At 69.8% G+C, this 18838-nt stretch carries 12 protein-coding genes, 1 tRNA gene and 1 rRNA gene; 12 read left to right on the forward strand and 2 right to left on the reverse strand.

From position 1 onward, the window contains the following. Together rrf and ACZ5VC_RS16960 are read left to right on the forward strand one after the other, a co-directional pair. A 5S ribosomal RNA gene (gene rrf / locus ACZ5VC_RS16955) occupies window positions 1–91 on the forward strand; the annotation flags it as partial. Window positions 92–341: 250 nt separating this feature from the next. Further along, a tRNA-Thr gene (locus ACZ5VC_RS16960) sits at window positions 342–414 on the forward strand. A 48-nt stretch (window positions 415–462) separates the two neighbouring features. Here the strand turns inward: ACZ5VC_RS16960 and ACZ5VC_RS16965 are convergent. Further along, on the reverse strand, window positions 463–3111 hold the full coding sequence (locus ACZ5VC_RS16965) for a SpoIIE family protein phosphatase (protein ID WP_469120828.1): 2649 nt from the start codon (window positions 3109–3111) through the stop codon (window positions 463–465). Window positions 3112–3406: 295 nt separating this feature from the next. Here ACZ5VC_RS16965 and ACZ5VC_RS16970 point away from each other — a divergent pair, with 295 nt between their 5' ends. From ACZ5VC_RS16970 to ACZ5VC_RS17015, 10 genes are all read left to right on the forward strand, one after another. After that, the gene (locus ACZ5VC_RS16970) at window positions 3407–8842 is read left to right on the forward strand and encodes a HAMP domain-containing protein (RefSeq protein ID WP_469120829.1); all 5436 of its coding nucleotides are present in this window, start codon (window positions 3407–3409) and stop codon (window positions 8840–8842) included. Between the two features lie 274 nt (window positions 8843–9116). After that, window positions 9117–9800, forward strand: a complete 684-nt coding sequence (locus tag ACZ5VC_RS16975) for a response regulator (protein ID WP_468704757.1) — start codon at window positions 9117–9119, stop codon at window positions 9798–9800. Between the two features lie 138 nt (window positions 9801–9938). Beyond that, window positions 9939–12701, forward strand: a complete 2763-nt coding sequence (locus ACZ5VC_RS16980) for a DNA translocase FtsK (RefSeq protein ID WP_469120830.1) — start codon at window positions 9939–9941, stop codon at window positions 12699–12701. A gap of 226 nt (window positions 12702–12927) precedes the next feature. Then, window positions 12928–13761 (forward strand): helix-turn-helix domain-containing protein, encoded by an 834-nt coding sequence (locus tag ACZ5VC_RS16985; RefSeq protein WP_469120831.1) that lies wholly within the window; start codon window positions 12928–12930, stop codon window positions 13759–13761. A 72-nt stretch (window positions 13762–13833) separates the two neighbouring features. Continuing rightward, window positions 13834–15324 carry a 30S ribosomal protein S12 methylthiotransferase RimO gene (rimO, locus tag ACZ5VC_RS16990; protein WP_469120832.1) on the forward strand — a complete coding sequence of 497 codons (1491 nt, stop codon included), beginning with the start codon at window positions 13834–13836 and terminating at the stop codon, window positions 15322–15324. Beyond that, a complete protein-coding gene (gene pgsA / locus ACZ5VC_RS16995; protein WP_469120833.1) occupies window positions 15321–16007 on the forward strand; it encodes a CDP-diacylglycerol--glycerol-3-phosphate 3-phosphatidyltransferase in 687 nt (228 codons plus the stop codon). Before rimO ends, pgsA begins: the two co-directional genes overlap by 4 nt. Next, the gene (locus ACZ5VC_RS17000) at window positions 16004–16513 is read left to right on the forward strand and encodes a CinA family protein (protein WP_469120834.1); all 510 of its coding nucleotides are present in this window, start codon (window positions 16004–16006) and stop codon (window positions 16511–16513) included. Before pgsA ends, ACZ5VC_RS17000 begins: the two co-directional genes overlap by 4 nt. Before the next feature lie 109 nt (window positions 16514–16622). After that, on the forward strand, window positions 16623–17006 hold the full coding sequence (locus ACZ5VC_RS17005; RefSeq protein ID WP_345485190.1) for a helix-turn-helix domain-containing protein: 384 nt from the start codon (window positions 16623–16625) through the stop codon (window positions 17004–17006). A 238-nt stretch (window positions 17007–17244) separates the two neighbouring features. Next, window positions 17245–17715: a Dps family protein gene (locus ACZ5VC_RS17010; protein ID WP_469120835.1), complete on the forward strand. Its 471-nt coding sequence runs from the start codon at window positions 17245–17247 to the stop codon at window positions 17713–17715. 98 nt (window positions 17716–17813) lie between these two features. Continuing rightward, window positions 17814–18098, forward strand: coding sequence for a hypothetical protein (locus tag ACZ5VC_RS17015; protein WP_469120836.1), 285 nt, complete (start codon window positions 17814–17816; stop codon window positions 18096–18098). Here the strand turns inward: ACZ5VC_RS17015 and ACZ5VC_RS17020 are convergent. Continuing rightward, a complete protein-coding gene (locus ACZ5VC_RS17020) occupies window positions 18046–18810 on the reverse strand; it encodes an SDR family NAD(P)-dependent oxidoreductase (protein ID WP_469120837.1) in 765 nt (254 codons plus the stop codon). The two genes, ACZ5VC_RS17015 and ACZ5VC_RS17020, sit on opposite strands and share 53 nt — an antisense overlap. Window positions 18811–18838 lie beyond the last annotated feature (28 nt).

Consider the following 18838-nt stretch of genomic DNA (forward strand, 5'->3'; position numbering starts at 1 on the left):
GCCCGGTTACATTCCGAACCCGGAAGCTAAGCCTTTCAGCGCCGATGGTACTGCAGGGGGGACCCTGTGGGAGAGTAGGACGCCGCCGAACAATCTTTAGCCTCAACCCCCGGACTCTGTCCGGGGGTTGAGGCATTTTTGCGTTCAGCACTTGTCTGAGGCCCCAGGACCCCGGAGCTGCCGGGGAGTTCACGGAACCACCGGGGAGTTCAAGGGCCGGCGGGATACCTGTGTACGGGCGATGGACGGCGACCAGAGACCGGACTGAGTTGGTTGGGAACACACGCCAGTTCGGGGTATGATTCTTCTCGTTGCCGCGAGGGAAACCCCGCAGTCAACAGGCCCCTATAGCTCAGTCGGTAGAGCGTCTCCATGGTAAGGAGAAGGTCTGCGGTTCGATTCCGCATGGGGGCTCTTACGAAAGAAGGCCCCCCGCCCAACGGCGGGGGGCCTTCTTCGTGTTCAGCGCTGGTGGGGCTCCGGGAGGCGCATCGCCAGGATGGCCATGTCGTCGGAGGCTGGTTCCGCCGCGAAGCGTTCGACCGCGCGGAGGATGCGGGCGGCGACGGCGCCGGCCGTCAGGCCCGTACAGGTCGTCAGGACGTCGCTCAGGCCGTCGTCGCCGAGCATGCGGGAGCCCTCGCGGCGTTCGGTGACTCCGTCGGTGACGCACAGGAGGACGTCGCCCGGGTCCAGGGTGACGGTCTGTTCGTACAGCTCCAGGTCGTCCATGACGCCGAGCAGCGGCTGGGGTTCGGCGGCGGGTTCCACCGTGCCGTCCTGCCGCAGGCGCAGCGGGAGCGGATGGCCGGCGCAGACGATTTTGAGGATGGCGCTGCCGTCCTCCTGGGGCCACAACTCGCCGTAGAGCAGGGTGAGGAAACGGCTGCGGGCGCCCTCGTCGAGGATCGCCGCGTTCAGTCGCTCAAGGACCGCGGGGCCGCCGAAGCCCTCGCGGGCCAGCAGGCGCAGGGCGTGGCGGGCGAGGCCGGTGACCGCGGCGGCCTCCGGGCCCGTGCCGCAGACGTCGCCGATGGCGAAGCCGTACACGCCGTCGCGGATCGGGAAGAGGTCGTAGAAGTCTCCGCCGACCTCGTTGCCCTCGCCGGCCGCGCGGTAGATGACCTCGACCTCGACGCCGGGGATCTGAGGCTGGTCCGGCGGGAGGAGGCTGCGCTGGAGGGACTGGCTGATGGCCGTGCGCTCAGAGTAGAGGCGGGCGTTGTCCAGGGCGAGGGCGGCCCGGCGGGAGAGGTCCTCGGCCAGCTCCAGGATCTCCTGGCGGAAGTGGTCGTCCGAGGGCTTGCCGAGGGTGAGCATGCCGATGACGCGGTTGCGGGCGACGAGGGGGAGGACCACGGTCTCGCCGCCGACTGCCGCGGCGGTGGCGAGGGTGGAGCCGATGCCGGAGGAGAGCGGGCTGGACGCGCCGTCCAGTTCACGCCTGGACGTGCGCAGGGCAGCCTGGTGGGCCTCGTCGGCGGGGGCGGTCCAGACGCGGGCGCCGGGGGTGGGGACCGGGTCGGGCGGGGCGATCCTGGACAGGAGTGCCTTGAGGCCGTCGATGCGGTCCTCGTCCTCGTGCAGCACGTAGGAGAGGTACGGGTCCGACGACTGGTCCGCGATCGTGTAGACGGCGCACCAGGTGGCGAGCGTCGGGACGGTCATCTGGGCCATGAGGGCCAGTGTCTGGTCGCGGTCGAGGGTGCCCGCGAGGAGGTCGGAGGCCTCGACCAGGAAGCTGAGGGAGCCGCGGCGGAGGCGTTCGAGCTCGCCGAGGCGGGCCGACTCGACGGCGAGGGCGATCCGGTCGGCGGCGAACTGGAGGCGGAGGGCCTGTTCGTTGGTGTAGCGGCCGGAGGCTTCGGCGGCGACGCCGAGGGAGCCGGTGAGGCGCCCCTCGACCTTGAGGGGGACGGTGACGACCGACCTCATGCCGGTGCCGTTGAGCAGTGGTACGGCGCCGGGGACGGCCGCGAGGTCGTCGTGGACGGCGGGCATGCGGGCGGAGCCGTACCGGCCGGTGCCGGCCTCGACGGGGACGCGGGCGAAGCGCTGGCGGGCGGAGGGGAGGCCAGTGGTGGCCCGTACTTCCAGTTCCGTCTCGTCGTCGGTGGCCAGCAGCAGGAAGGCGGAGTCGCCGTCGAGCATGTCGCGGGCGCGTTCGACCGTGCGCTGGAGGAGGCCGTCCAGGTCGTCGGGGGCCGGGGAGCCGATGAAGACCTCGAAGGGGTCGGTCGGGTGCTTCTCGGCGCTGGAGTCGACGGGGGTGCGGGGCGGGGACTGGAGCACGGCGCGTTCGTAGTCCCGTACGAGCAGACAGACCGTGGAGGGTTCGCCCTGGGTGTCGCGGACGCGCAGGTGGGAGGCGTAGACCGGGATGACGCGGCCGTCCGCGCCGCGGATTCCGTAGCTGCCCTCCCAGCGGGAGAGCTGGAGGGCCTCGGCCAGACCGGTGCCGATGCCGGGGGTCTGCGGCCAGGCGGCGAAGTCGCCGAGAGGCTTGCCGACGACCTGCTCGGAGGCGTATCCGAAGAGCTCCTCGGCGTCTTCGTTCCAGGCGGCGACGGCGCCGCCGCGGTCGATCTGGACGACGGCGACTCGGACGCGTTCGTCGGCGACGGGGAGCATGTCGACGGGGAGGACCGGGCCGGCGGAGCGGGTGCCCACCATGCGCTGCGGGAGGTCGAGTTGGAACCAGACCTGCTTGCGGGTGGGGGAGTATTCGACGCCCCAGCGGGTGGCGAGTGCGGCGCACAGGAGCAGTCCCCGGCCGTTCTCGCTGTCGAGGTTGGTCAGGTGGGGGCCGGTGCTCTGGATCGGGATCTCGCGTTCGGGGTAGCGGTCGGCGACCTCGACCCGGACGCCGTCCTCCGTACGCAGACACAGGACGTCCGCCGCGGTGCCGGCATGGATGACGGCGTTGGTGACGAGCTCGCTGGTGAGGACGACGGCGTCGTCGACGACATCGGTGTAGCCCCAGCCCTGGAGCGTGTCTCTGACGAAGGCGCGGGCGGTGGCGACCGACCGCCCCACGGGGTCGAAGCTGGCAGCCGCCCGCGCGGTGATCACAGAACTCCTCGTACGCGTCTCGACGCCCGGCTGTGCCATGGTCGGCCCTGCCCCTCCCGGTGCCCGGTTGTCGTCCACGCGCCATGCCGCCCCCGCCGGGCGGACGGGGCGGTTGGACAGCCGGATGCCAGGTTACTTACCTTCACTGTCCGAGCGGATGCCGGTCACCGCTGTTTCCGTCCCCCGAGGATGGGGACGTTATGCCAAGCTGCCGAAGTGTTATGGCCTGGTTCGGCTGCGGTGAAACACTGGGCAGGCTTCCAGAGACAACCCGAGCACTATGGTCAACCCCTGCGGGAGGGACACGGTGGAGTCTGGCGTGACGGCGCGGGGCATGAGCACGCGTACGAAAAGCGGACGGTCCCGGAGCAATGGGACGGTGGAGGTCGACGCCGCGGCGCTCGACCGGCTGCTGTCGGCCCTGGTGTCGATGCGTGACGGCAATTTCCGTAGGCGGCTGACCGTCTCCGGTGACGGTGTGATGACGGAGATCGCGGCCGTCTTCAATGAGGTCGCCGATCGGAAACTGCATCTGACCGGCGAGTTGTCCCGGGTCCGCCGGATGGTGGGGCGTGAGGGCAAGCTCTCCGAGCGGCTCGAGGTCGGGGCCAGTGAGGGCGCCTGGGCGGCCGCCATCGAGGCCGCGAACGCGCTGGTGGACGACATGACGCGGCCCGTCTCCGAGGTCGGGAGGGTGCTGTCCGCGGTCGCGGAGGGCGATCTGGACCAGCGGATGGAGCTGCGGTCCGAGGGGGCCGAGGGGCGTCCGCTGCGGGGCGAGTTCCTGAAGGTCGCGCGGACGGTCAACAACCTGGTCGATCAGCTGTCGGCGTTCACGGACGAGGTGACGCGGGTCGCACTGGAGGTCGGTACCGAGGGCAAACTGGGCGGCCAGGCCCAGGTGCGCGGTATGTCCGGTTCGTGGAAGGATCTCACGGATTCGGTCAACACGATGGCGTACCGATTGACCGCCCAGGTACGTGACATTGCTCTCGTCACCACGGCCGTCGCCAAGGGCGATCTGTCGCGGAAGGTCACGGCTCATGTGGCCGGCGAGATGCTTCAGCTGAAGAACACCGTCAACACGATGGTCGACCAGCTGTCCTCGTTCTCCTCCGAGGTGACCCGCGTCGCACGTGAGGTGGGTACGGAGGGTGAGCTGGGCGGCCAGGCCGAGGTGCCCGGCGTCGCCGGTGTGTGGAAGGACCTGACCGACTCCGTCAACACGATGGCGGGCAACCTCACGTCGCAGGTCCGGGGCATCGCCGAGGTGACGACGGCGGTCGCGAACGGTGACCTGTCCCAGAAGGTCACGGTCAGCGCGCGCGGTGAGGTGGCTCAACTCGCCGACACGATCAACCAGATGACCGAGACGCTGCGCACCTTCGCCGACGAGGTGACCCGGGTGTCGAGTGAGGTCGGCGCCGAGGGCGTGCTGGGCGGTCAGGCGCAGGTGCCGGGCGCGGCGGGGACGTGGAAGGACCTGACCGATTCGGTCAACACCGTCTTCCGCAACATCACCACCCAGGTGCGGGACATCGCGCAGGTGACCACGGCGGTGGCGAACGGTGATCTGTCGCAGAAGGTCACGGTGGACGTGGCCGGCGAGATGCTGGAGCTGAAGAACACCGTCAACACGATGGTGGACCAGCTCTCCGCCTTCGGTTCCGAGGTGACCCGGGTCGCCCGGGAGGTCGGTGTCGAGGGCCGGCTGGGCGGTCAGGCGGAGGTGCCGGGCGCGGCGGGGACGTGGAAGGACCTCACGGACTCGGTGAACACGGCGTTCCGCAACCTCACCGGCCAGGTGCGGGACATCGCGCAGGTGACCACGGCGGTGGCCAATGGTGATCTGTCGCAGAAGGTCACGGTGGACGTGGCCGGCGAGATGCTGGAGCTGAAGAACACCGTGAACACGATGGTGTCGCAGCTGTCGTCGTTCGCCGACCAGGTGACCCGTATGGCGCGGGACGTGGGCACGGAGGGCCGGCTGGGCGGTCAGGCGCGGGTCGACGGTGTCTCCGGTACGTGGAAGGAGCTCACCGACTCCGTCAACTTCATGGCCGGCAATCTGACGTCGCAGGTGCGCCAGATCGCGCAGGTGACCACGGCGGTGGCGCGTGGTGATCTGTCGCAGAAGATCGACGTGGACGCGCGCGGCGAGATCCTGGAGCTGAAGAACACCATCAACACGATGGTGGACCAGCTCTCCGCGTTCGCGGACCAGGTGACGCGGGTGGCCCGTGAGGTGGGTACGGACGGCCGGCTCGGGGGTCAGGCGCAGGTGCCCGGCGTCGCCGGTGTGTGGCGGGACCTGACCGACTCGGTGAACGGCATGGCCGGGAACCTGACGGCGCAGGTCCGCAACATCGCGCAGGTCGCGACCGCGGTGGCGCGTGGTGATCTGTCGCAGAAGATCGACGTGGACGCGCGCGGCGAGATCCTGGAGTTGAAGAACACCCTCAACACGATGGTGGACCAGCTCTCCAGCTTCGCCGAGCAGGTGACGCGGGTGGCCCGCGAGGTGGGTACCGAGGGCATTCTGGGCGGCCAGGCCGAGGTGCAGGGTGTCTCGGGCACCTGGAAGGACCTCACCCAGTCCGTGAACTTCATGGCGAACAACCTGACCATCCAGGTGCGCAACATCGCCGAGGTGACCACGGCGGTCGCCAAGGGCGACCTGTCGAAGAAGATCACGGTCGACGCCAAGGGCGAGATCCTGGAGCTGGTGACGACCGTCAACACGATGGTCGACCAGCTGTCCAACTTCGCCGACGAGGTGACCCGGGTGGCCCGCGAGGTGGGCACGGAGGGCATCCTCGGCGGCCAGGCGCGAGTGCGCGGGGTCACCGGCATCTGGAAGGACCTCAGCGACAACGTCAACCTGATGGCCAACAACCTGACCAGCCAGGTGCGGAACATCTCCCGCGTCTCGTCCGCGGTCGCCAACGGTGACCTGACCAAGAAGGTGACGGTCGAGGCGCGCGGCGAGGTCGCGGAGCTCGCCGACACCGTCAACACGATGGTGACGACCCTGTCCTCGTTCGCGGACGAGGTGACCCGGGTGGCCCGCGAGGTGGGCACGGAGGGCGAGCTGGGCGGCCAGGCCCGCGTACCGGGCGTCTCCGGTACGTGGAAGGACCTGACCGAGTCCGTGAACTCGATGGCCTCCAACCTCACCGGCCAGGTGCGGCAGATCGCGACCGTCACCACCGCCATCGCCAAGGGCGATCTCACCAAGAAGATCGACATCGATGCCCAGGGCGAGATCCTGGAGCTGAAGAACACCATCAACACCATGGTCGACCAGCTCTCCTCGTTCGGTGAGGAGGTGACCCGGGTGGCCCGTGAGGTGGGTACGGAGGGCATCCTCGGCGGCCAGGCCCGGGTCCGGGACGTCGACGGCACCTGGCGCGACCTCACCGAGTCGGTGAACGAGATGGCCGGGAACCTGACCCGTCAGGTGCGGGCCATCGCGGCCGTCGCCACGGCGGTGACCAGGGGTGATCTCAATCTGAAGATCGACGTGGACGCGGCCGGGGAGATCCAGGTCCTCCAGGACAACATCAACACCATGATCGCCAACCTGCGCGACACCACCCTCGCCAATGAGGAGCAGGACTGGCTGAAGGGCAACCTGGCCCGTATCTCCGGTCTGATGCAGGGCCGCCGGGACCTCGACGACGTCGCCTCGCTGATCATGAGCGAGCTGACGCCGGTGGTCTCGGCGCAGCACGGCGCGTTCTTCGTGGCGATGCCGACGGGCGGCTCGGAGCTGGGCGCGCCGGGGGAGGGTTCGTACGAGCTGCGGATGCGCGGCAGTTACGGGTACTCGGCCGGTTCGATGCCGACGTCCTTCCGGCCCGGGGAGACCCTGATCGGTACGGCCGCCGAGGAGAAGCGGACGATCCAGGTCAATGTGCCGCCGGGGTATCTGAAGATCTCCTCCGGGCTCGGCGAGGCGTCCCCGGCGCATGTGATCGTGCTGCCCGTCCTCTTCGAGGGGAAGGTCCTCGGGGTGATCGAGCTCGCGTCGTTCCAGCCGTTCACGCAGATCCAGCGGGACTTCCTGAACCAGCTCGCCGAGATGATCGCGACCAGCGTCAACACCATCAGCGTCAACACGAAGACCGAGGTGCTGCTGAAGCAGTCGCAGGAGCTCACCGAGCAGCTGCGCGAGCGGTCGGCCGAACTGGAGAGCAGGCAGAAAGCACTTCAGGACTCCAACGCCGAACTGGAGGAGAAGGCCGAGCTGCTGGCCCGCCAGAACCGTGACATCGAGGTGAAGAACACCGAGATCGAGGAGGCCCGGCAGGTGCTGGAGGAGCGGGCCGAGCAGCTCGCGGTGTCCATGCGCTACAAGTCCGAGTTCCTGGCGAACATGTCCCACGAGCTGCGGACGCCGCTCAACTCGCTGCTGATCCTCGCGAAACTGCTCGCGGACAACGCCGACGCGAATCTGTCGCCGAAGCAGGTGGAGTTCGCCGAGACGATCCATGGCGCCGGCTCCGATCTGCTCCAGCTGATCAACGACATCCTCGATCTGTCGAAGGTCGAGGCGGGCAAGATGGACGTCAGCCCGACCCGTATCGCCCTGGTGCAGCTCGTCGACTATGTGGAGGCGACGTTCCGGCCGCTGACCGCGGAGAAGGGGCTCGACTTCTCCGTACGGGTGTCGCCGGAGCTGCCGGCGACGCTGCACACCGACGAGCAGCGGCTGCTGCAGGTGCTGCGCAATCTGCTGTCCAACGCGGTGAAGTTCACGGACACCGGGGCGGTGGAGCTGGTGATCCGGCCGGCCGGGACGGATGTGCCGCAGTCGATCCGGGAGCAGTTGCTGGAGGCGGGTTCGCTGCGCGACCCGGAGGCCGATCTGATCGCCTTCTCGGTGACCGACACCGGTATCGGCATCGCGGCGAGCAAGATGCGCGTCATCTTCGAGGCGTTCAAGCAGGCGGACGGGACGACGAGCCGCAAGTACGGCGGCACGGGTCTGGGGCTGTCGATCAGCCGTGAGATCGCGCGGCTGCTGGGCGGCGAGATCTACGCGGCCAGTGAGCCGGGCCGCGGCTCGACCTTCACTCTCTTCATGCCGCTGCACGCGAGTGAGCTTCCGCCCAACGGCTACGGGCAGACGATGCCCGGCGCTCCGGACGAATACGGCGACACGGAGGACGCCGGGATCGACCTGGCCCTGCAGGCGCCGTCGTTCGCTCCCGCGCCCGGCTCGGCCGATCCGCGCTCGGGCACGGGGGCGCTGTTCCGGCACCGCCGCAAGGTGCTGGGCAGTGTGGAGCGGCGGCCCGCGGTGCCGGGTCAGCCGGCCGGGTCGGCGGGGCAGGACAACTGGGCCGAGGGCGCCCAGGAGGAGCCCCAGCCCAGGCGTACGTTCGAGTTCGGCGGCGAGAAGGTGCTGATCGTCGACGACGACATCCGTAACGTCTTCGCTCTGACGAGCGTGCTGGAGCAGCACGGCCTGTCCGTGCTGTACGCGGAGAACGGCCGCGAGGGCATCGAAGTCCTTGAGCAGCATGACGATGTGACGGTCGTCCTGATGGACATCATGATGCCCGAGATGGACGGGTATGCCACGACGACGGCGATTCGCCGGATGCCGCAGTTCTCGGGGCTGCCGATCATCGCGCTCACGGCCAAGGCGATGAAGGGCGACCGGGAGAAGGCGATCGAGTCCGGGGCGTCCGACTACGTGACGAAGCCGGTCGACCCCGACCATCTCCTCTCCGTGATGGAGCAGTGGATGCGCGGGGAGTGAGCGGCCGACGCCCGGACCCCGGCGCGGTGTTGACTCGCTGTGGCCGAGGGCGTGTGAGACGGCGGTATTCGGGGAACCTTCTGGTCTCCCACCGCGTTTCTGCTACGTGCACAGTGACATCGCGGTGACAGGGTGTGGCGACGGGCGGGGTGCGGCTACCATGACCGGCACAAGGACGGACGGCGCAAGGGAGCCGTCCCCTGGGGCGGCGCCCGGTGCTTCCCCCGGCTCGGCGAGTCGGGGTGAGACCGTGCCGGGGCGAGGAGGACGGGGCATGGTGCAGAAGGCCAAGATCCTCCTGGTCGATGACCGGCCGGAGAATCTGCTGGCGCTGGAGGCCATCCTCTCTGCGCTCGATCAGACGCTGGTGCGGGCATCGTCAGGGGAGGAAGCGCTCAAGGCGCTGCTGACGGATGACTTCGCGGTCATTCTGCTCGACGTCCAGATGCCGGGAATGGACGGTTTCGAGACGGCCGCGCACATCAAACGGCGGGAGCGGACCCGGGACATCCCGATCATCTTCCTCACCGCGATCAACCACGGCCCCCACCACACCTTCCGGGGATACGCGGCGGGCGCGGTCGACTACATCTCCAAGCCGTTCGACCCCTGGGTGCTGCGCGCCAAGGTGTCGGTCTTCGTCGAGCTGTACATGAAGAACTGCCAGCTGCGCGAGCAGGCCGCACTGCTCCGGCTCCAGCTGGAGGGCGGCGGCCAGGGCGGCATGGCCAAGGAGTCCGCCGGTCTCCTCGCCGAACTCTCCGCACGCCTCGCCGCAGTTGAGGAGCAGGCCGAGGCGCTGTCCAAGCAGCTGGACGACGACTCGGCGGACGCCGCGGCCGTCGCCACCGCCGCCCACCTGGAGCGCAAGCTCACCGGACTGCGGCGCGCGCTGGACGCGCTGGAGCCGGGAGCCGGTCCCGGCGGCGGCGCGCACACCCTTCCCTCGCAGAGCTGACGGGCACGGCCGCACGGCCGAGCCCTGTCGGTCATCGCCGTACCGCCCGTCAGTTCACCGTCCCCGCAAGGGCGACACGAACGGGTGAAGCGGTACGCACGCGTGTCCACCGCCGTTCACACCGGTAACCTCACCCCCATGGCCTCACGTACGTCCGGCAAGGGTTCCCAGGGCACGGCGGGCACCGCGAAGCCGCGTGCCGGCCGTACGACTGGCGCCGCGAAGAAGGCGGCCCCCGCCAAGGCTCCCGCGAAGAAGACCGCGGCAGCCAGGAAGACCGCCCCCGCGAAGAAGGCAAGGAAGGCCGCCGCGAAGAGGGCGGCGCCCAGGCCGGCCCCGTCACCCACCGGGGGCGTGTACCGGCTCGCGCGCGGGCTGTGGCTCGGTCTCGCCCACGCCATCGGCGCGCTGTTCCGGGGGATAGGGCGGGGCGCGAAGGGCCTCGACCCCGCGCACCGCAAGGACGGTCTGGCGCTGCTGCTGCTCGGCGTCGCCCTGATCGTCGCGGCCGGAACCTGGTCCAACCTGCGGGGCCCGGTCGGCGACCTCGTCCAGATGCTCGTCACCGGGGCCTTCGGCCGCCTCGACCTGCTCGTCCCGCTGCTGATCGGCGCGATCGCGATCCGGCTGATCCTGTATCCGGAGAAGCCCGAGGCCAACGGGCGGATCGTCATCGGCCTCTCCGCGCTCGTCATCGGTGTGCTCGGCCAGGTGCACATCGCCTGCGGCTCCCCCGGCCGCGGTGCGGGCACCGCCGCCATGCAGGACGCCGGCGGGCTGATCGGCTGGGGAGCCTCCAAGCCGCTGATCTTCATGATGGGCGAGGTCCTCGCCGTCCCGATGCTGGTGCTGCTCACCGTCTTCGGTCTGCTCGTCGTCACGGCCACCCCCGTCAACGCCATCCCGCAGCGGCTGCGGGCGCTCGGCGTCCGGCTCGGCATCCTGGAGGCTCCGTACGAGCCGGAGCACGGCGAGCCCGACGCGTACGACGAGGAGTGGCGCGAGGCGGGTCCCGTCCGGGGACGGCGGCGCGGGCAGGCCCCCGCGGGCCACGACCCCGAGCGGGCCGAGGAGGACGCGCTCAGCGGGCGCAGGCGGCCGCGCAGGTCCTCCGTCCAGCCCTCCTTCGACCGGCCGATGGACGCGGTCGACGTGGCCGCCGCGGCGGCGGCCGCCCTCGACGGAGCCGTACTGAACGGAATGCCGCCCTCGCCGCTGGTCGCGGACCTCACACGGGACGTCACCGCGGACCGGGACCGGGCGGTCACGGCGTCCGCCCCCGAGGCCCCTGCCGCCGCGCCCGTCCCGCCGGCCCGCGACTCCGAGCGGCCGCGCGCGGGCGGGGCCGTACCGGATCTCACCAAGCCCGCGCCCGAGCGGTCCGAGCCGCTGCCGCCCCGCGCCGAGCAGTTGCAGCTCTCCGGGGACATCACCTACTCCCTGCCGTCGCTCGACCTGCTGGAGCGCGGCGGGCCCGGAAAGACCCGGAGCGCGGCCAACGACGCGGTCGTCGCCTCGCTCAGCAATGTCTTCATGGAGTTCAAGGTCGACGCGGCCGTCACCGGCTTCACCCGCGGCCCGACGGTCACCCGCTACGAGGTGGAGCTCGGTCCCGCCGTGAAGGTCGAGCGGATCACCGCCCTGACCAAGAACATCGCGTACGCCGTCGCCAGCCCGGACGTCCGGATCATCTCGCCCATCCCCGGAAAGTCGGCCGTGGGCATCGAGATCCCGAACAGCGACCGGGAGATGGTCAACCTCGGAGATGTCCTGCGGCTCGCCGCCGCGGCCGAGGACGACCACCCGATGCTGGTGGCGCTCGGCAAGAACGTCGAGGGCGGCTACGAGATGGCCAACCTGGCGAAGATGCCGCACGTCCTGGTCGCCGGTGCCACCGGCTCCGGAAAGTCGTCCTGCATCAACTGCCTGATCACCTCGGTGATGATAAGAGCGACTCCGGAGGACGTCCGGATGGTCCTCGTCGACCCCAAGCGGGTCGAGCTGACCGCGTACGAGGGCATCCCGCACCTGATCACGCCGATCATCACCAACCCCAAGCGGGCCGCCGAGGCCCTCCAGTGGGTCGTGCGCGAGATGGACCTGCGCTACGACGACCTGGCCGCCTTCGGCTTCCGGCACATCGACGACTTCAACGCGGCCATCCGCAGCGGCAAGGTGAAGCTGCCCGAGGGCAGTGAGCGCGAGCTTCAGCCGTACCCGTACCTGCTGGTCATCGTGGACGAGCTGGCGGACCTCATGATGGTCGCGCCGCGCGACGTCGAGGACGCCATCGTCCGCATCACCCAGTTGGCCCGCGCGGCCGGAATCCATCTGGTGCTCGCCACCCAGCGCCCGTCGGTCGACGTCGTCACCGGTCTGATCAAGGCGAATGTGCCCTCCCGGCTCGCCTTCGCGACCTCCTCGCTCGCCGACAGCCGGGTCATCCTCGACCAGCCGGGCGCCGAGAAGCTGATCGGCAAGGGCGACGGGCTGTTCCTGCCCATGGGGGCGAACAAGCCGATCCGTATGCAGGGCGCCTTCGTCACCGAGGACGAGGTCGCGGCCGTCGTGCAGCACTGCAAGGATCAGATGGCCCCGGTCTTCCGGGACGACGTCACCGTCGGAACCAAGCAGAAGAAGGAGATCGACGAGGACATCGGCGACGACCTGGACCTGCTGTGCCAGGCCGCGGAACTGGTCGTCTCCACGCAGTTCGGCTCGACCTCGATGCTCCAGCGCAAACTGCGCGTCGGTTTCGCCAAGGCGGGCCGGTTGATGGACCTGATGGAGTCGCGCAACATCGTCGGGCCGAGCGAGGGCTCCAAGGCCCGCGATGTGCTGGTGAAACCGGACGAACTGGACGGAGTCCTCGCGGTGCTCCGCGGAGAGGATTCCGCCTGACGGACGCCGAGGCTCACTCGTAAGGGAACAGTGGGCAACCGTTTCCCTTGGTCGTACGTCAAGTTGGAGGGAGGGACAGAAGCTTGTCCCGACCTCCCCGTCTCCGGCGGCCGCACAACAGCCATTCCGATGGCGTACAAAGTGCGTCCGCCCGGTTGCCCCACCCTTTCGTACCACCCATAGACTGAACATCCAGCAGGTGGTTACACGCTCGAAAGGCGCCCTCGTGTCCATCGGCAACTCCCCCGAAGACGACCGGCCTTCCGACCGGTCTTCCGACCGGCCCTCCGAGCGGCCTCCCATCGGCCGCACACTCCAGCAGGCCCGTATCGCCTCGGGTCTGACCGTGGACGAGATCAGTGCGTCCACACGGGTGCGCATCCCGATCGTGCACGCGATCGAGGAGGGCGACTTCTCGCGCTGTGGCGGCGACGTCTACGCCCGCGGCCACATCCGCACGCTCGCCCGCGCCGTCGGGCTGAATCCCGCTCCGCTGGTCGAGCAGTACGACGCCGAGCACGGCGGCCGGCCGTCGCCGACGCCCGCCGCCCCGCTCTTCGAGGCGGAACGTATCCGCCCCGAGCCGCGCCGCCCCAATTGGACCGCCGCCATGGTCGCGGCGATCGTCGCCGTGATCGGTTTCGTCGGCTTCACGATGTTCAACGGCGACGACGGCGACGACCGGGCCCACCACGTGGCCGAGGGCCCGGCGCCGGAGAAGAAGCCCGCCCCCAAGCCGACCCCGACCAAGCCGGCGCCCAAGCCCGCCCCGTCCGAGAGCGCCATCGCCGCGGCGCAGGACAAGGTCACGGTGATGATGACCGCGGTCGGCGACAAGAGCTGGATCTCGGCCAAGGCGCACGACGGCAAGCTGCTCTTCGACGGTCTGCTGCTCAAGGGCGAGACCAAGACCTTCCAGGACGACGAGCGGATCGACCTCATCCTGGGCAACGCCGGGCCGATCGAGCTCTTCGTCAACGGCAAGAAGGTCGAGGAGAAGTTCGAGGACGGCCAGGTGGAGCGCCTGACGTACACCAAGGCGGACCCCGAGGTCGGCTGATCCGCGCTGATCCACTCGGGGGGTCAACCCTGAGCGGCGGGGGCGGGGCCGGGACGAAGTAGTCTTGAGCCCATGCCCGAACGCCGTACCGTCGCCCTTGTCACTCTTGGCTGCGCCCGTAACGAGGTGGACTCGGAGGAGCTCGCAGGCCGCTTGGCAGCGGACGGCTGGGAGCTCGTCGAGGACGCCTCCGACGCGGATGTCGCCGTCGTCAACACCTGCGGGTTCGTCGAAGCCGCCAAAAAGGACTCCGTCGACGCCCTCCTCGAAGCCAATGATCTGAAGGACCACGGCCGGACCCAGGCCGTGGTCGCCGTCGGCTGCATGGCCGAGCGGTACGGCAAGGATCTCGCCGAGGCGCTCCCCGAGGCCGACGGAGTCCTCGGCTTCGACGACTACGCCGACATCTCCGACCGACTCCAGACCATCCTCAACGGCGGCATCCACGCCTCCCACACCCCGCGCGACCGCCGCAAGCTGCTGCCGCTCAGCCCGGTGGAGCGCCAGCAGGCCGACGTCGCCCTCCCCGGCCACGGCCAGCCCGCCGACCTCCCCGAGGGCGTCGCGCCGGCGTCCGGGCCGAGGGCGCCGCTGCGCCGCCGTCTCGACACCAGCCCCGTCGCCTCCGTGAAGCTGGCCTCCGGCTGCGACCGGCGCTGCTCCTTCTGCGCCATCCCGTCCTTCCGCGGCTCCTTCGTCTCCCGCCGCCCCGGCGATGTCCTCAGCGAGACGCGCTGGCTCGCTGAGCAGGGTGTGAAGGAGGTCATGCTGGTCTCCGAGAACAACACCTCGTACGGCAAGGACCTCGGCGACATCCGCCTGATGGAGACGCTGCTGCCCGAGCTGGCGGCGGTCGACGGGATCGAGCGCGTCCGGGTCAGCTATCTGCAGCCCGCCGAGATGCGCCCCGGGCTGATCGACGTCCTGACCTCGACCGAGAAGGTCGCGCCGTACTTCGACCTCTCCTTCCAGCACAGCGCCCCCGCCGTGCTGCGCTCGATGCGGCGCTTCGGTGACACCGACCGCTTCCTGGAGCTCCTCGACACCATCCGGAGCAAGGCGCCGCTGGCCGGTGCCCGGTCCAACTTCATCGTCGGCTTCCCCGGCGAGACCGAGGCGGACTTCGCGGAGCTGGAACGCTTCATCACGCACGCGCGGCTCGACGCCATCGGCGTCTTCGGCTACTCCGACGAGGACGGCACCGAGGCGGCCACCTACGAGCACAAGCTCGACCAGGACGTGGTCGACGAGCGGCTCGCACATCTGTCGCGGCTCGCGGAGGAGCTGACCGCCCAGCGCGCGGAGGAGCGACTCGGCGAGACACTGGAAGTACTGGTCGAGTCGGCCGGTTCCGACGAGGAGGAAGAGCCCGCGGTGGGCCGCGCCGCCCACCAGGCCCCCGAGACCGACGGGCAGGTCGTCTTCACCACGAACGAGGGACTCGTCCCCGGCCGTATGGTCACGGCCAAGGTAGTGGGGACCGAGGGCGTCGACCTCGTGGCCGAGTGCGTCGAACTTCTGGGGAGCGACCCCCGGACCCCTTGTAGGGAGGCGGGCAGATGACGGGAGTCCCGGCACCCGCCGCGGGCGGCACGGGCAGGCCTGCGCCCGGCGGCAAGCTGGGCGCCGCGGCCGTCAATCAGGCCAGCCTCTGGAACATCGCCAACATCCTGACCATGGTGCGGCTGGTACTCGTCCCCGGCTTCGTGCTGCTGCTCCTGCAGGACGGCGGATACGACCCCGTCTGGCGTGCCTGGGCCTGGGCGGCCTTCGCCGTCGCCATGATCACCGACATCTTCGACGGGCACCTGGCCCGTGCCTACGACCTGGTCACGGACTTCGGGAAGATCGCCGACCCGATCGCCGACAAGGCGATCATGGCGGCCGGTCTGATCTGTCTCTCCTGGCTCGGCGATCTGCCCTGGTGGGTGACCGGAGTGATCCTCTTCCGGGAGCTCGGGATCACGCTGATGCGGTTCTGGGTGATCCGGCACGGTGTGATTCCGGCCAGCCGCGGCGGAAAGATGAAGACCCTCGCCCAGGGCGCCGCGGTCGGTATGTACGTCCTGGCACTGACCGGGCCGCTCGCCACCCTGCGCTTCTGGGTGATGGCCGTGGCCGTCGTGCTGACGGTCGTCACCGGCCTCGACTATGTGCGCCAGGCGGTGGTCCTGCGGCGCCAGGGGCTGGCCGCGGAGCGCGCGACGGCGGCCGCGGCGGGCTCCCCGGCGGGGCCGGCGCGATGAAGACGGCCGCCCGCGTCCTGCGACTGCTCACCGAGCGTCGCCAGACGGTGGCGGCCGCGGAGTCCCTCACGGGCGGTCTGGTGGCCGCGGAGCTCACCGACGCCCCCGGAGCCTCGGTCGCCTTCCGCGGGTCCGTCACGGCCTACGCGACGGCTCTCAAGGACGAGCTCCTCGGTGTGGACGGGACCCTCCTGGAGGAGCGCGGGGCGGTCGACCCCGAGGTCGCGCTGCAGATGGCAAGGGGTGTCCGCAGCCGGCTCGGCGCGGACTGGGGAGTCTCCACGACCGGAGTCGCGGGTCCGGAACCACAGGACGGACAGCCCGTCGGCACGGTGTACGTGGCCGTGGCGGGTCCGGTCGGAGCCGGGAAAGTGGCCGCTCTGCGGTTGAACGGCGGCCGGGAGGAAATCCGTAGAGAGACTGTACGGAGCGTGCTGGAATTGCTCGCGGACGAACTGTCGGGGAATGCGCGGGCACAGGATACGGAACAGAACGGGGGGAATTGATGTTTGCAGCCCTGAGTGAACACGACATCGCTCCCCGCACGGCCGCAGCGCGAGGCGGTACGGTGGGGCGTGAAGGATGCGGCTACGCGGTCCGAGGAGGGAGCCACCGATGATTCTGCTCCGTCGCCTGCTTGGTGACGTGCTGCGTCGGCAGCGCCAGCGCCAGGGCCGTACTCTGCGCGAAGTCTCCTCGTCCGCCCGAGTTTCGCTCGGCTATCTCTCCGAGGTGGAGCGGGGGCAGAAGGAGGCTTCCTCCGAGCTGCTCTCCGCGATCTGCGACGCGCTTGACGTACGGATGTCCGAGCTCATGCGGGAAGTGAGCGACGAGCTGTCCCTGGCCGAACTGGCCGAGTCGGCACGGGCCAGTGAGCCGGTGCCTGCGCCGGTGCGCCCGATGCTCAATTCCGTATCGGTGACGTCGGTGGCGGGTGTGCCGACGGAGCGGGTGACCATCAAGGCACCCGCGGAAGCGGTCGACGTCGTCGCTGCTTGAAGGTGAAGTGGGCTGAGCCCTGGTCAGTGCCCGAGTGGCGGACCGGGGCTTTCGCCATTTCCGGGACGTCGTGTCCCCGCTCTCCCGCCCGGAACCACGCCTTTCGGCCTTTCCTTCCGGCACCTTTCGGCCGCCCTTCCCGGCTGCTTCCCGGGCACTCTCCAAGTGCCTGGTTTAGGTCAAATGTGCAAAGGTAGACGGTACGTACGACCGTTGCACGACTGTTGGGAGAGTACGTATGTCCGTCGTGAAGAGCCCGCTGTCCGACACGGATCTGAAGACCGTCGGCGAAGCCCTGCGAGGCGCGCTGGTGGATCTGGTGGACCTCGGCCTGGTGGCCAAGCAGGTGCACTGGAATGTCGTCGGACCGCGTTTCCGCTCCGTCCATCTCCAGCTCGACGAGGTCGTCGACACGGCGCGCCAGCACTCCGACACCGTGGCGGAGAGGGCGTCCGCGATCGGTGTCGCGCCGGACGGGCGGGCCGCGACGGTGGCCGCCGCCAGCGCGATCAAGGCGGTGCCGGAGGGATGGATCAAGGACACGGACGCGGTACGCATCCTCGTCGACGGCTTGGCGGCCGTGATCGTGCGCATGCGGGAGCGGATCGAGGCGACCGCGGAGCCGGACCCGATCAGCCAGGACATCCTCATTGGACTGACCGCCGACCTGGAGAAGCACCATTGGATGTTCCAGGCGGAGAGCGCGTAGGGCGGGCGCCGCGTGGTGCGCATACGCGCCCGTGAAGTCACCCGTGCGCCCTGCCGCCGTGTGATCGGTCCGGTCTAGCGTCGACCGGAGGAGGCGGCATGGCACGGCGACGGGTCTCGCTCATAGCACTTGCGCTGATAGTGGGCGGGCTGTGGTGGTGGGCGGTACTGCGGGTGACGCTCGAACCGGAGCGCGCCGGGCTCGTCGAGGGTGCGGTGGCGGCCGGTGGCTGGGGTCTGAGTCTTCTTCCGGTGCATGTGACGGCGCCTCCCGGGCGGCGGACCACGGGGTCCGCATCCGGCGGCGCCGCCTCGGCGTTGAGGATTCTCTCTACCAGGGCATCGCCACGCCGCCGTTGGGGCGCAGGATCTGGCCGGTCGTGAAGGCCGAGGCGTCCGAGGCGAGATGGAGGACCGCGTGCGCGATGTCCTCCGGCTCGCCGACCCGACCGAGCGGCGACATCCGGACCATGGCCGACTCGATCCGCCGGCGCATGTCTGTCTCGTGGCGGTCCGTCATGGGCGTACGGATCCAGCCGGGCGCCACCGCGTTGACCCGGATGCCTTGGGGGCCGACCTCGGTGGCCAGGGTCTTCGTCAGCTGGACCACCGCCGCCTTGGCCGCGCTGTAGCAGAGCAGACCCGCGCTCGCCGCGTCCATCGCGCCCGAGGCCATCGTGATGATGGAGCCGCGCGTGCCGGCGTCGATCATGGAGCGGGCCGCTTCCTGGCAGGCGTACAGCACTCCCTTGAAGTTCACGGCCAGGACCCGGTCGAGGTCCTCGTCGCGGGTCTCCAGGACCGTGCTGGTGTGCATGATGCCGGCGATGGCGGCCATGACGTCGATCGGGCCGGCCCGGTGGACCGCTGCCCGCAGCTGGGCGCGGTCGGTGACGTCGAGCGGGTACAGATGGGCGGCGCCGCCCCGCTGGGTGACGAGGGAGCGGGTCTCCTGCAGGCCGACCTCGTCACGGTCCGCGCAGTGGACATGGGCGCCCGCCTCCGCGAGGAGGACGGCGGCCGCGCGGCCGATACCGCTCGCGGCGCCGGTGATGAACGCGGTCCGGCCGGTGAGGTCGTACGCGGTGAGGGGCATGCCGGGACGGTACGACTGTATCTGACGG

It is taken from the genome of Streptomyces sp. NPDC033174, assembly GCF_055577795.1.